11 protein-coding genes are annotated in these 13,459 nt (G+C 74.1%); 8 read left to right on the top strand and 3 right to left on the bottom strand.

Annotated elements, in window-relative coordinates; genetic code table 11:
• Positions 1-76 precede the first annotated feature (76 nt).
• Both RB146_05005 and RB146_05010 read left to right on the top strand, forming a co-directional pair.
• Positions 77-1,063 (top strand): MoxR family ATPase, encoded by a 987-nt coding sequence (locus RB146_05005; GenBank protein ID MDQ7828338.1) that lies wholly within the window; start codon positions 77-79, stop codon positions 1,061-1,063.
• A complete protein-coding gene (locus tag RB146_05010; GenBank protein ID MDQ7828339.1) occupies positions 1,050-2,051 on the top strand; it encodes a DUF58 domain-containing protein in 1,002 nt (333 codons plus the stop codon). Before RB146_05005 ends, RB146_05010 begins: the two co-directional genes overlap by 14 nt.
• Here the strand turns inward: RB146_05010 and RB146_05015 are convergent.
• A complete protein-coding gene (locus RB146_05015) occupies positions 2,048-2,626 on the bottom strand; it encodes a hypothetical protein (protein MDQ7828340.1) in 579 nt (192 codons plus the stop codon). The genes RB146_05010 and RB146_05015 overlap by 4 nt on opposite strands.
• A gap of 301 nt (positions 2,627-2,927) precedes the next feature.
• Between RB146_05015 and RB146_05020 the strand changes: the two genes are divergently transcribed.
• The 4 genes from RB146_05020 (at position 2,928) to RB146_05035 (ending at position 7,853) form a co-directional block, all read left to right on the top strand.
• On the top strand, positions 2,928-5,528 hold the full coding sequence (locus RB146_05020) for a transglutaminaseTgpA domain-containing protein (GenBank protein MDQ7828341.1): 2,601 nt from the start codon (positions 2,928-2,930) through the stop codon (positions 5,526-5,528).
• 82 nt (positions 5,529-5,610) lie between these two features.
• Positions 5,611-5,871 (top strand): hypothetical protein, encoded by a 261-nt coding sequence (locus RB146_05025; GenBank protein ID MDQ7828342.1) that lies wholly within the window; start codon positions 5,611-5,613, stop codon positions 5,869-5,871.
• Positions 5,872-5,907: 36 nt separating this feature from the next.
• Positions 5,908-7,116, top strand: coding sequence for a phospholipid carrier-dependent glycosyltransferase (locus RB146_05030; GenBank protein ID MDQ7828343.1), 1,209 nt, complete (start codon positions 5,908-5,910; stop codon positions 7,114-7,116).
• Complete coding sequence (locus RB146_05035; GenBank protein ID MDQ7828344.1) at positions 7,107-7,853, top strand: glycosyltransferase family 2 protein; 747 nt, start codon at positions 7,107-7,109, stop codon at positions 7,851-7,853. Before RB146_05030 ends, RB146_05035 begins: the two co-directional genes overlap by 10 nt.
• Here RB146_05035 and RB146_05040 read toward each other — a convergent pair.
• Both RB146_05040 and RB146_05045 read right to left on the bottom strand, forming a co-directional pair.
• Positions 7,786-9,081 (bottom strand): hypothetical protein, encoded by a 1,296-nt coding sequence (locus RB146_05040; GenBank protein MDQ7828345.1) that lies wholly within the window; start codon positions 9,079-9,081, stop codon positions 7,786-7,788. The genes RB146_05035 and RB146_05040 overlap by 68 nt on opposite strands.
• Positions 9,082-9,083: 2 nt before the next feature.
• On the bottom strand, positions 9,084-10,346 hold the full coding sequence (locus tag RB146_05045; protein ID MDQ7828346.1) for a hypothetical protein: 1,263 nt from the start codon (positions 10,344-10,346) through the stop codon (positions 9,084-9,086).
• A gap of 229 nt (positions 10,347-10,575) precedes the next feature.
• On the opposite strand from RB146_05045, the gene RB146_05050 reads away from it, so the two are divergent.
• Together RB146_05050 and RB146_05055 are read left to right on the top strand one after the other, a co-directional pair.
• Positions 10,576-11,412: a prepilin-type N-terminal cleavage/methylation domain-containing protein gene (locus RB146_05050; protein ID MDQ7828347.1), complete on the top strand. Its 837-nt coding sequence runs from the start codon at positions 10,576-10,578 to the stop codon at positions 11,410-11,412.
• A 4-nt stretch (positions 11,413-11,416) separates the two neighbouring features.
• The gene (locus RB146_05055; protein ID MDQ7828348.1) at positions 11,417-13,288 is read left to right on the top strand and encodes a DUF4900 domain-containing protein; all 1,872 of its coding nucleotides are present in this window, start codon (positions 11,417-11,419) and stop codon (positions 13,286-13,288) included.
• The last annotated feature ends 171 nt before the right edge of the window (positions 13,289-13,459 follow it).

Genomic DNA, 13,459 nt, shown 5'->3' on the forward strand with positions numbered 1-13,459 from the left:
ACAGACCTGGAGGCTTCGCATGACCTCTGTCGGCAGACCACCGGCAGGTCCCTTCGTGCCCGCCAGAGACCTAATCATGCCGGAAGAGATGGCCATCAGCAACCTCGTCGCCAACATCGAGCGCGTCATCTTCGGTACGCGCCAGACCGTTGAGCATGTGGTTATCGCGCTGCTCGCCGGCGGGCACGCGTTGCTGCAGGACGTCCCCGGCGTGGGGAAGACGATGCTGGCGCGGGCGCTGGCCCGCTCTATCGGCGGCGAGGTCTCGCGGGTGCAGTGCACCCCCGACCTCCTGCCCGCCGACATCACCGGCAGCGCCATCCTGGACCCGCGCACCGGGGAGCTGCGCTTCGTCCCCGGGCCCCTCTTCGCCCACGTGGTGGTGGCCGACGAGCTCAACCGTGCCACCCCGCGCGCCCAGGCCGCCTTCCTGGAGGCCCTCGACGAGGGTCAGGTGACCGTGGAGGGGCGCAGCCACCCGCTGCCTCGCCCCTTCTTCCTCCTGGCCACCCTCAACCCCGTCGAGCACCACGGCACCTTCCCCCTGCCCGAAGGGCAGCTCGATCGCTTCATGGTGGCCACCTCGCTGGGGTACCCGAGCGGCGACGACGAACTCCGCATGCTAGCCTCGCACGTCGCCGCCCACCCCATCGAGACCCTGGAGCCAGTGGTGACCGTCGAGCAGGTGGTGGCGCTGCAGCGCGAGGTGCGCACGGTGCACGTCAGCGAGGCGGTGCGGCGCTACGCGCTGGAGCTGGTCCGGCGGACGCGTGCTGCACCGGAAGTGGTGCTGGGGTGCAGCCCGCGGGCGGGGATCGCCCTGCTGCGTGCGGCCCAGGCGCGGGCGGCACTGCAGGGGCGCAGCTTCGTCCTCCCCGACGACGTGAAGGCCCTGGCTGTCCCGGTCCTGGTGCACCGGCTCGTCCTGCGGGAGGAGGGCCCCGGCGAGGGACAGGCGGCCGGGGCGGGTGTGGTGGAGCGTCTCCTCAGAGACGTGCCCGTCCCCCTGCACACCGCCGCGGCGGAGGAATCGCGCGTGGCGCGGCGCCGTGCCGACGCGTGAGGGGGCCGTCACCCTCGCCCTGGCCGGGTTCTTCTTCTTCCTGGCCACGAACCTGCAGGCCGGGTGGCTCTTCCTCCTGATGGGGGTCCTGCTCGCCGCGCTCGTCGTGGGGTGGTGGAGTGCGCGGAGCGGCGTGCGCGGCCTGGTGGTCGAGGTGCGCGCTGTGCCGCCTGTGGTCGAGGGGGAACCGGTGGCCGTCCCGCTCGAGATCAGGAGGCGAGGGCGCGGGTGGGCGCTCCTGGTCGAGGGGGACATCGCCGGGTGCGTGGGGCGGGTGGCGCTGCCCTCGACGCCTCGGGGATGGCATGGACAGGCGTCACTCTCCTTCTCGGGCCTACCGCGGGGCGCGCACCGGCTGCGTGTCCTCCGCATCGCCTCGCCCGGCCTGCTCGGGCTGGCGCGCGCCCGCACCGCCTGCCCGGTGGACGTCGAGGTCGTCGTGCGGCCACGGGCTCACCTCCTCCCGGCCTTGCCGGCAGGGACAGGGTTAGGTAGTACGGGAGGCGCACCGCGCTGGGCCCAGGAGGGTGAGCCGGGGACGGTGCGGGAACACCGGCCGGGCGACCCCGCGCGGTTGATCCACTGGCGGGCCACGGCCCGACGGGCGCGGCTCATGGTGAAGGAGCTGGAAGCTCCTCCGCCGCGCACGCTGGCTGTCCTGTTGCACGCGCCGGCCACAGCGCCCCGCGAGACGCTCGACGCCGCGGCCAGGGCGGCGGCCTCGCTGCTGCGGACGGCGATGGCGCGCGGCCATCCGGCCCGCCTCATCCTGCCGGGTCCCACGGGACGGCCGGTCGCGCTCGACCGGTGGGAAGGGCAGTGGGACGCCCTGGCGCGCTGGCAGGGAGGGGGGCCGGACCGTTCCGTGGCAGTGAGTGCGGGCCGGGCGATCGCACGAGACTGCACGCTGGTCCTCGTGGCGACAGAGCCCGGCGGGACGGGCGTGGAGGAAGTGGTGGTCGTGGCTCCGGATGCCCGGTCTGGCTAGGCGCTGCCACCCGGGCTCACGGCACGTCCGTCGAGCACGCGCCACACGCCGGCCAGCGTAGCCTCGCGCTCGGCGTCCGGGAGGATCTGTTCTCCGGCCACGACGGCGAGCACGGGCGCTCCGACGACGCGCTTGCAGAGGGCCGCCCGCCGAGCCGCACGCTCCACATCTCCCTTGTCAATCACCACCGAGACCTCCGCCAGCAGGTAGGCGTCCGTCTCCTGGTCGCGGCGGCGCCCTCGCGCCACCACATCCGCGAGGAGGAGGTCCTGGTGCTCGGGCCCGGAGAGGATTCCGCGCCGCTGGGCGTCGTGGGCGAGGCGGGCCAGCTCGTCTCCCGTCACTACCTCGAGGCGGGTTAGGAACCCCATGAAGTATGCGTGGGCCCGCTCCCGGTACCGGCGTTCCAGCGCGTCGCCCACGAGCCAGGACACCCGCTGGTCGATCCGATCCACCCTGGCGGTCAGCTGGTCCAGGCGCCGGGCGAGCTCGGCGACGGTGGCGGTCAGCTGGGCCTGAGCCTCCGCAAGGCGCTGCAGGGCAGCTTCCAGCCTGTCCACACGGGCCTCGAGCATGGTCCAGATTCCCTTCACGCGTAGCGTAGCACAGACCTACCCGGGACAAGGCGACTTCGAGAAAACCATCGGCGAGTTGGGCATGGACTTCGGGGGGCCTGTGACCGGCCGGTCCCGACGGACGCCCTTGCCAGGGCCGGCAAGGGGTCCGGCCGCCCCTGAACGCGGGCCTCAGAGGAAGTCCCAGAGCATCGTGGAGCCCATGCCGCGGCGTTCTCTGGCACGGAACGGCAGCCCGACCGCACCGGCCGGTCCGGCAGACCACGCGCATCTTCCCAGCACGGGCTCAGGGGCGCTGCGCGTGTGGGTCTACCTCTGCGTCCTCCTCAGCATCCTGGCCATCACCGCGCACCAGGACTTCGGGACTCTGCGCTGGGAGATGCTGGCCCTGGCCACCTGCGGGTTCGTCGTCTCCTGGTACCGCCGCCGGCGGCGCAACACCTGGCTGAAGGCGGCGCTGGCCCTGGGGTGCCTCCTCGCCGGGTGGGCCTTCCTGCGGGCGCTGGCGGCGGCGCCGTACCACACCAGCATCCCCCTCACCGTCTTTTTGCTGTGGCTGCAGGTGCTGCACAGCTTCGACCTGCCGCGCCGGCGCGATTTGCTCTTCAGCCTCCTCACCTCGCTGGTGCTGATGGCCGTGGCGGCGGCCTTCAGCTTGGACCTGCGCTTTGCCCTCTACCTGACCCCCTACCTGGTGGCCGCCGTCGCGGCGCTGATGCTGAATGCCGCCGAGGCGGCGCGCGAGGCGGCAGGAGGCGGGAGGCCCGCGCCGGCTGCGGAAAGGGCGACGGAGGGGGGCCGCGTGGGGAGCGGCCTGCGGGTCCTGGCGGGGCTGCGCGAGACCGGCAGCTCGGCCGTGCGCGCCGCGGTGCCGCTGGCGGCCCTCGCCGTCGTGGTCTTCCTGGCCACCCCGCGCCTGGACGGCCTCTTCATCACCTCGTTCCCCTTCACGCCGCGCGTCCCGCTGGGACCGACGCTGGACGGCGAGGTGGTCAACCCGGCCTACCCCGCGGGCACGGCGGGCGGCACCACCGTCTTCAACCCGCACGGGTACTTTGGCTTCAGTCCCACCGTGGAGCTGCGGCTGCGCGGTCGGCTCAACGACGCCCTGGTCATGCGCGTGCGCGCCGGGGAGCCGCGGCTGTGGCGGGCGCTGGTCTTCGATGTCTACACCGGGACGGGTTGGCGCATCGGCGACGACCGGGTACGCCGCCACACCGCCGTCGTCCCTCCCATCGAGGTCCTCCGCGGCCGCGACGACAGCTACGCCTCGTCGCGGGGGGCACGGCGCCTGATCCAGACCTTCTACGTCGAGCGCGAACAGCCCAATGTCGCCTTCGCCGCCCCCCGCGTGGAGGAGGTCTACTTCCCGGGGCGGCACGTCTTCGTCGACCGCTACTCGGCGGTGCGGCTCCCCTTCGTGCTCGAGCCGGGGATGATCTACACCGTCGTCTCGCGCGTGGTCGACCCCACGCCGGCCCGGCTGGCCGCCGCCGGCGACCGCTACCCGGACGAGCTCCTGGCGCGCTACCTGCAGGTGCCCGACACAGTGCCGCAGCGGGTCCGGCGGCTGGCCGAGGCGATCACGGCGGGCGCGCGCACCCCCTACGAGCGGGCCCTGCGGGTCAACCGGTACCTCTGGACGCACTACCGCTACGACCTCACCATCCCGCCGCAGCGCCGGCCGGGGGACGCGGTGGACTACTTCCTCTTCGAGGAGCGGCGGGGGTACTGCGAGCAGTTCGCCAGCGCCATGGCTGTTCTGCTGCGCCTGGTGGGGGTCCCGGCGCGGCTCGCCACCGGGTACACACCCGGCACCTTCCACCCGCTGACCGGGCTCCTGGAGGTGCGCAGCAGCGACGCGCACGCCTGGGTCGAGGTCTTCTTCCCGGAGGTCGGCTGGGTGGAGTTCGAGCCCACACCGGGGTTCGCCGAGCCGGCGGCGCTGCCCCGGACGGCGCCGCGGTGGGGCTTCGAGGGGCTGGCCCGCTACCTGCGCACGCGCTGGCCGGGGCACCCCGACGGGTCTGCGGGGCGGCCGGGGTGGGCATCCCCTCTATGGGCCCCGGCAGCGCAGGCCGCACTCCTCCTGATCCTCATCATCCTGGTCGGGGCCCGGATGGGGCGTCGTCGACGGCCGGCCGACCCGCGGGACGGCGTCCTGGCGGAGTATGCGCGCTGCCTGCGCGTGCTGCGCCGCCGCGGGTTGGCGCGCGGCGAGGCGGAGACGCCACGGGAGTTCGCCGGGCGGGCCGAGCGCGCGCTGGGCTGGCCGGAGGTGAGGAGGATGACGGCCGTGGTGGAGGAGGCGCTCTACGGACCGCGCATCACGCCGCACCACCTGGAGGCGATCCGCGCCGCGGCCGACGCGGTAACGGCGCGCGCTGCAGCCAAGGCCGCGACGGCCCGGGGCGTCACAAGGTGGCGCGGGCGGCTGCGCAGGGGACAGGGCGGGCCTGCGGGGAGTGGCCCTGGCCGCGACGGACCCGATCCCGCAGCGTCCGGCTTCACCCTGGTCGAGCTGGTGGTGGTGCTGGCCATCCTGGGGGTCCTGCTCTCACTGGCCCTGCCGCGGTACCTGGGCGCCCGGGAGGGGGCCCTGGCCGCCGAGGCCCACCAGGTCCTCATCGAGCTGAAGCGCTTCGCCTGGATGCACTACCAGGAGTACGACACGTGGGTCGGCATCACCGACCCGGCCCAGCTCGGCTTCGTGCCACCCCCGACCTCCGGTTCGTGCTGGGCGTACGAGATCGTCCCGCCGGGTGGCACCGCCACAGAGATTCAGATGCGGGCGACCGGTCAGGCCGGCGGGGGCCGGCCGATGAAGTGCGGGCTGGTCGCCGGCGAGTCCATCCTGGTGACGCTCTTCGCCGACGGTTCCTCCACCAAGGTCGGGCCCTGATCCTCGACGGTTCGCATAGCGCATCGTCGAGCTCATTTGACACCCCCAGCCCCCACTTCTAGGATGGGCCCGGAGATCCGCCATGGCGCTGGATGCCCGTGTCGACAGGTTAGAGGCTGCTCTGGCCCACGAGGCCGAACGCCGGCAGGTGCCCCTCCCCGACCTCCAGGCCCTGCTGTTCGCCGATGTGGTCGTGCGCGGGCGCCTGCGGGTGCGGGATGCCGAGGGATACCTCGTGGCCGAAGTCTCTGCGGTGGTGGACGAGCACGACGTGGCGCGGGCGGCCGGGGTCTGGCGGGTCGTCCACGGGCAGGCGCTGCCGCCTGACAGCCCGCCGTCCTGAGGGACAATCGAGCCGCTCACCTCCGTACCCAAGTCGGTGTCGCGTCCCCTGGTCCTGCTCGCCGCCGTCTTGCTCTTCGCCGGCGGCGTCCGCGCCTTCCGCCTCGCCGAGCCGCCCGCCATGATCTTCGACGAGATCTACTACGCCAAGGCGGCACGCCAGTACCTGGCCGGGCAGGAGATCACCGAAGAGATCACCCACCCGCCCATGAGCAAGCTCCTCATCGCCGCCGGCATGGCGGTGGCCGGCGACCGGTCGCTGGGGTGGCGGCTGGCCCCCGCGGTGAGCGGGACCCTGCTCGTGCTCCTCGTCTTCCTCCTGGCCCGCGAGGTCACCGGCAGCGCGTCCACCGCAGCCATGGCGGCGGTGCTGCTGGCCCTGGACGGTCTGGCCTTCGTGGAGAGCCGCATCGCCAAGCCGGACATCTTCCTCGTCACCTTCCTCGTCGCCGCCTACTGGGCGTTCTGGCGCTACCTGCGGTCGGGCCGGGTCGGGTGGCTGTACCTCTCGGGGGCGGCCGCGGGGATGAGCGTGGCCACGAAGTGGACAGGGGCGGCCCCGCTCGGGGTGATCCCGCTCTTCCTGGCGCTGCTGCTGTGGCAGGGGTGGGCGCGCCTGCCACGGCGGCACTGGGCCCACCTGGCCGGGGCCTACGGCCTTGTGCCGCTCCTCGTCTACCTCCTGGCCTGGACCCCCTACTTCCTGCGCGGGCACGACCTCGGGGAGTGGGCGCGCTTCCACGTCTGGATGTTCCGCTTCCACGCCGGGCTCACCGCCACGCACCCGTACCAGTCGGCGTGGTGGTCGTGGCCCCTGCTGGTGCGGCCGATCTGGTACGACTACCAGGACCTGGGCGGCGGGCAGGTGCGCGGCATCATCGCGCTCGGCAACGTGGTGGTGTGGTGGGCGGCGCTGCCCGCCTTCCTCCTCCTGGGGTGGGAGACGGTACGCCGTCGCACACCGGCCGGCACCTTCGTCCTGGCCGGATTCCTGGCCAGCTACCTCCCGTACGTCTTCATCGGCCGGGCGCTCTTCCTCTACCACATGCTCCCCGCCCTGCCGTTCATGGTGCTGGCCCTGGCGTTGACCCTGGCCCGCGGGCGCGCGCGGGCCGGACCGGCCGTCGTGGGCCTCTACCTGGCTGCGGCCGCCCTGTGGTTCGTCGCCTACTACCCACTGCTGTCGGCACTGCCCCTGGCCCAGGCGCGCTTCCAGCGGCTGATGTGGTTCGGGACGTGGATCTGAGCGCCGTCCTCCCCGCCTTCAACGAGGCGGCCAACCTCGAGCGCACGGTGCGCGAGCTCACCGCCGCGCTGGCGGCCACCGGGCGGTCCTACGAGGTGCTCATCGTCGACGACGGCTCCACCGACGGGACGACGGCCGCGGCCCAGGCCCTGGGGCGCGCTGACCCGCGGGTGCACCTGCTGCGCCACGCTCGCAACCAGGGGTACGGTGCGGCGGTGCGCACGGGCTTCGCCGCCTCCCGCGGGACCTGGATCCTCCTGATGGACGCCGACGGGCAGTTCGTCCCGGCGGAGCTGCCGCGGCTGCTCGCCGCCGCCGGCGAGGGCGCGGACTTTGTCCTGGGCTACCGCGTCCACCGCGCCGACCCGCTCCACCGCCGCTGGTTCGCCGCGCTGTGGCGGCGGCTCATGGCGGCGCTGCTGGACGTGCGGGTGCGGGACGTGAACTGCGCGTTCAAGCTGCTGCGCGGCGACCTGGTGCGCGCGCTGCCGCTGGAGTCGCGCGGCGCCTTCATGACGGCCGAACTGCTGGCCCGGGCGCGACGGGCCGGGGCGCGGTTCGCCGAGGTCCCGGTCTCCCACCGGCCGCGGCGGGCCGGGCGCCAGACCGGCGGACGGCTCCGGGTGATCCTGCGGGCCTTCTACGACCTGTTCCGCCTGTACTGGCAGCTCAGGAGCGCGGCGGGAGGACGAGCGCCCGCAGCAGGAGCGGCAGGGTCGCTGCCGCCAGGGCGCTGAGGACCCGGGTGGCCGGCGGGCTGAAGAGTGTGGCCTCCAGCCACCCCGGCAGCGTCACCGTCTGCAGGTAGGGACGGGTGTAGGCGTAGAGCAGGTTCAGCGTCAGGACGAGGCTGAGGAGCCCGGCGGGGAGCCGGACGCGCCGGTCGGCCGCCCCCGCCACCAGCAGGAAGGGGAGGGCCGGCAGAAGATAGCGCTCGTGGATCCGCGTGGGGAGGAGGAAGGCGGCCGTGAGCGCCGTGGCGGCACCGGTCACCACGGTGCGCTCGTCGGGACGGCGCCACACCGCCCACAGCACCACGGCCTGCGCCACCGCGGTGAGCGCGATCCCCCATTGCAGCGGCGGCCAGCCCGCCACCGGCGCGAGGTCGCTCTGCCAGAACCCCTGCACGGCCCCCCACAGGTTGAAGGCCATGACGCTCCCGTAGGGGTAGACCTCGGCGGCACTGCGCAGGAGGTGGAGCAGGCCGAGCAGGCCGACCCCGAAGGGGGCGGCGACCAGCACGGCCGTGGCCAGGAAGAGGGGGAGGGCCGCGGCGACGGGGCCGGGCTGCGGCCGGAATGCGGGAGGACGCTCGGGCGGCCACAGCGCCCGGCGCAGCAGCAGGACCCCCATCACGCCCAGCAGCGGTGCGGTCTGCGGCTTGGCCAGGACGGCCAGCGCCGCCACGCTCCACGCCAGCAGATGGCCCTGGAGCGCCAGCCACAGGGCGGCCGCCCCCAGGAGCCCGCCCACGCTGTCGGCCTGTCCCCAGTAGGCCGTCGTGAAGAGCAGCGCGGGGTGGAGGAGGTAGAGGACGGCCACGGTCACCGCGCCCGCCTCCGGCAGGACGCGGCGGGCGAGCCGCAGCACCACCGCCGCACCGAGGAGGTCGGCGAGCGCGGCGGGGAGCTTCAGCAGGACGAGCGCAGCGGCGTCGTTGAGGCGGAGGGCGGCCGTCAGCTCACCCACGCCCCACAGCACGTACAGGTAGCCGGGCAGGTAGTCGGCAAACCCCCGGCCGTAGAAGCCGCGGGGCCCGTGCTCGGCCAGCGTGGCCGCCCACGCCTTGAAGGAGGCGATGTCCGACGGGAAGCCCCCGTGCGGCAGGATGGCCACGCGCAGGGCCGCGGCCACCGCCAGCCACACCCACAGACGGCGCGCCTGCGCCGACGCCGCAGGGAGGCGCTCGGGTGGCTCGGGGAGCGGGTCCGCCACGAGGCCGGGGCCGGCCGGACTCCCGGTCACGCTCACCACCCCAGCCGTTGCACCCAGTAGACGCCGAGCGCGTTCATGGCGATCCCGGCGGCGAGCAGCAGGTAGTCCACCACGCGTGGCGCGGGCCGCAGCGCGTAGGCCAGCGGCACCAGCAGGAAGACCCACCAGTCCAGACTGTAGCGGTACCCGAACTGCACCCACCCCACCGAGAAGTAGGCCAGCATCGGCAGCACGAGCGAGAGGACGACAGCGCCCCACGGCCACCAGACCTCCGGGGGTGGCGGCGTGAAGAGGAGCCGCGCCGCGAGCGGGCTCGTGAAGATCAAGGCGAGGCCCCATGGGGAGGGGCGGAGGAAGGGAGGTCCCTCCATCAGTTCCGGCCCCTGGAGGAACATGGCGTAGAGGTGGTGGGGGATGTAGCGCACGTTGAAGAAGCCCCACCGCGCCACCGCCTCCGCGTTGGGCGCCCCCATCGAGAGGAGGCGGTACCCGAGCTGCAGGGGGTCCCCGAAACGGGCCTGGTTGAAGGCCAGATAGATGAGGAGCCCCACGACCTGCACCGCGGCGAAGGCCCACAGGGCTGTAGGCCGGCGGTGGCGGGTCCAGAGGCACAGGGCTACCGCCGGCGCTGCCGGGAGCAGGCTCACCCGGCTCAGCCAGGCTGCCGCCAGGAGTGCACCTGCCACCGCGCCTCGAGCCGGCCCGGCCAGCTCCCAGACCAGCGCCGCCGCCGCCAGCACCACGACCACCTGGGCGAAGAACCAGGTCGTGCCGATGGCCGTGGCAGGCCACAGCACGCTCCCGAAGGCCAGCGCCGCCGCGGTGCACAGGCGCACCGCCCGGGGCAGTCCCAGCCGGCGCAGCCCCGCCGTGAAGACGGCGACGGCGAGCGCGGCCAATACCTGCCCGACCCGCCCCTGGTCCAGGTCCGTCCCCACCACCGCCACCAGAGGGAGGAGGAGGACGGCCGGCACCGGGGGGAAGGGGGCGTAGACCTTCCCATCCAGGTGGACGACGTCGTGGTAGTACGCCGGGAGGCCGCGCAGGTCGACGTGGCCGTGGAGGAAGGCGTCCGCCTGGTAGACGAAGTGGCGGTAGGCCTGGTTCGTCCGGGGCGTAGCGGCCAGGTAGACGGCCAGGACGGCGGCGAAGACGAGCAAGGTTTCTGCCGCTGTGCGGCGCGCGTCCACCTGCGCCGCGGAGCCGGCGGGCCGCCCGCGGCTCCTGCGTTCGAGCGCGTGTGAGGGCTCCCTCAGCGCCTCCCTCGTCTCCTCCGCGACCTCGCCGGTCTCCACGCGTCCCTCCTCCACGCGTCCCTCGCTCGGCTCCGGAGGCCGTTGTCCTGAGGATACGCCGGAACGGGACCGGGATTCCGCCAGGACCGGGGCCGGGGGGGAGGAGGGTTCTGGCTGATCCGGTAGTAGGTTTAAGGAAGGTCCCGTGCTACGCTCCCTCCACGGTTCCCCATCCCCGCCACTCCGGGCTCCTGCGTGCGCCCAGAGACCGGCCGCGTCAGGAGGGGATATGCCCGCCATGCGCCGGGGCTGCGAACTCGACCGAGGCGACGCCGAGCGCTCCGGGAGCGATGCCGGCTACACCCTCATCGAGATCGTCGTCGGCCTGGCCGTCGTGGCCGTCGCCCTGGCGGGGGTCTACGGCCTGGTCCTCACCGCCATGCAGTCCTTTGGACTGGTGGAGGATGCCCTGGATGCCCAGCAGGCGGGGCGCCTCGTGGCCGAGCGGCTGGGCGAGGAAGTCCGGTGGGCGGAAGCGATCCTGCCTCTCGCCGGGTGCGGGGCAACCGGCCTGTGCCCCGACCGGGTGGCGCTGCGCATCCCCGCCGCCAATCCCATCCGTCCGGGCCGCCCCTACGGGGTGGAGTTCCGGTACGACCCGCGGCGCCAGGAGGTGGTGCGCCGCCAGGACGGCCAGGAGGCGGTGCTCGCCTCCGGCGTCGCCCAGCTCACCTTCCGGTACCTGACCGCGCAGGGTGGGCAGCCCGCCCACGCCCGCGAGGTGGCCCGCCTGCAGGTCGAGGTGACCACGGCCTCCCCCGGCGGGAGGGGCGTGCGCAGGACCACACCGGCCGACATCCTCCTCCGCAACGTCGGGGTGGCGGAGCTCCCCTCGCCCGTTCCGACCGAGCCGCTCGCCGGTGAACCCGGACGGGATCTCTCCTGGCGGCCCACCCCTCGGCCCGTGACGGCGCTCACCGCCGATGACCGAGCGCAGCCCTCCGCCCGGGCTAGGGGAGAGCGGCCGCCAGGCTCGGGCGAGGCCGTGCCGGAGGACGAGACCGCTTCCACGGAGGAGCGACCCGCCCCCGCCCCCACCCACGCGCCCGCCGGCTACCCGCGCTGATTCCATGCCCCGGCACACCCGTCCCGCCCCGGTGCGAGGTGCGGCGCTGCGCATGCGGCTGACCTCCGGCCGGGGAGGCCCGCTGGGGCGGGAGGACGGGGTCATCTTCGTCACCGTGCTGGGGGTCATCCTCATCGTCACGCTGCTGGTCGGCGCGCTCGTGGTGGCGACGATGAGCGAGACGGCCCTCTCCAGCGGGCAATTGCGCGGGGCCCAGGCCCTCTTCCTGGCCGAGGCCGGGGCCTACCGTGCCCTGGCGGAGCTGCGCCACCGCCTCGCCGTGCAGCTCGACGCCCGTCTGGCCACGGCGATAGGTGACGTACTGGCGGCGTGGTGCGCATCCGACCAGGGCGCCATGGTCGTGGCGGAGTTTGCCCACTTCGAGGGTCCCAGCGACTGGGGGGCCGATCCCGGCCGCAGTGAGGCGGTGCTGGCGCTGGGCGGCGGACGACCCATCGCGGCGCTGGGCCGGGACGGGCGAGAGGTCGGCACGTTCACCGCCGCGGTCCGGGTCCGTTCCGCCGGCGGTGACGCGCCACCGCCGGAATGCCGGTCCGGCGCCGAGGCGGAGGAACGCTACCGGTTCTTCGTCCACTACGAGGTCCTCTCCGTGGGGTCGGCCGGGGGGGCGCGGCGCGGCGTGCGCCTGAGCAGCCCGCCCGACCGGCCGGTGGAACTCCTACTGGAGCGGGCCAGCCTGGCGCGGTGGGCGCTCCTGCTGCTGGACACCTCAGAGACCTGGCTCACCGACGGCACCGTGGTGGACGGCCCCGCGCACACCAACGGGGAGTGGTGGATCTGGGGGGCGCCGGTCTTCGGGGGCCCGGTGAGCAGCGCGGCGCCCACGATCCGCTTCGGCAACTGCGGCGCGCCGGTGAGCCTGCGGCAGGCCGACAATCCCAGGAGCGGGAGCTGTGCGGGCGACCACCCGGTGTACCGGGGCGGGCAGCCACACCTGGGCGTCTCGCGCGTGGCCTTCCCGGACAGCCCGCCGAAGCCGGCGCGCGCGGCCCTGGGGCTCGACCCCGAGGGGCCCGACCCGGTCGACGCCGACATCCAGCGCGCGACCGCCGACCAGGCCGGCGCGCGTGGCGCGGTGCTCGTGGCCAACGACGGCGTCTCGGTGCGTCACCCGGACACGCGGCGGCCGGGCGGGCTCTACATCCGCGGCGACGTGGAGCGCATGGTGCTGGCCGCCGAGGGCCCCCGCCAGGTGATCCTGCTGCGGCTGGCCGAGGGACGGTCGCCGGTCTGGCGCGTGGAGATCGACTGGGCCGCGGAAGAGGTGCGGGTCGGCCAGGGCGAGCGCGCCGGGGCCGGCCGCACCTACCGGGGCCGTCCCAACGGGGTCGTCTTCGTCGAAGGGGCGATCAGGGGCCTGTCGGGAACGGTGCACCGCGACAGCGTCCTGACCATCGCCGCCTCGGGCGACATCCGTCTGGTGGACCACCTGGTCTACGCCGAGCCGCCCGGGCGGGGGGGCGAGGCGGTGAACCTCCTGGCGCTCTACAGCACGACGGGCAGCGTGCTGGTGGACGGGGCCGAGGCGCCCCGCGACCTCTACGTCGATGCGGTGGTGCTCGCCCCCCGTGGCCGCTTCGCCGTGGACGGGCACGACACGGTGGAGGACCGCGGGACCTTCCACTTGCTGGGCGGCATCGTGCAGGCCACCTTTGGCCCGGTGGGATCCTTCGACCCCCTGGCGGACCTGCGGCGGGGGTACGCCCGGGTGATCCGCCACGACAGGCGGCTGCAGGACCGGACCCCCCCGGCCCTGCCGCGGTCGGCGCGCTTCGCGGCGGTGCGACGCCCGCCCGACAGTCTCTACGACAAGCCGGTCTGGCAGGAGATCCCCGTGCCCCAGCGGTCGCCGTGACGCCGGAGGGGATCGTCACCACACCCAGCCCTGGTGGGGCCCAGGGGCGCCGCCATCCGGCGGACGGACAGACGCCTGACCACCCCCGGAAAATCCACCGGAACCGGCCGTTTCCCATACCGGGCGGCAGCCCGGCCGGCGTGCGGATCGGGCCTCCCCCGGCCGGGCATG

It is taken from the genome of Armatimonadota bacterium (assembly GCA_031081585.1).
Classification (GTDB): domain Bacteria; phylum Sysuimicrobiota; class Sysuimicrobiia; order Sysuimicrobiales; family Humicultoraceae; genus Geohabitans; species Geohabitans tengchongensis.

Excerpts from the sequence above, each read along its gene's own strand:
- RB146_05050 (MDQ7828347.1), top strand. The coding sequence starts at position 10,576 with ATGCCCGCCATGCGCCGGGGCTGCGAACTCGACCGAGGCGACGCCGAG.
- RB146_05055 (MDQ7828348.1), top strand. The coding sequence starts at position 11,417 with ATGCCCCGGCACACCCGTCCCGCCCCGGTGCGAGGTGCGGCGCTGCGC.
- RB146_05025 (MDQ7828342.1), top strand. The coding sequence starts at position 5,611 with ATGGCGCTGGATGCCCGTGTCGACAGGTTAGAGGCTGCTCTGGCCCAC.
- RB146_05015 (MDQ7828340.1), bottom strand. The coding sequence starts at position 2,626 with ATGCTCGAGGCCCGTGTGGACAGGCTGGAAGCTGCCCTGCAGCGCCTT.
- RB146_05005 (MDQ7828338.1), top strand. The coding sequence starts at position 77 with ATGCCGGAAGAGATGGCCATCAGCAACCTCGTCGCCAACATCGAGCGC.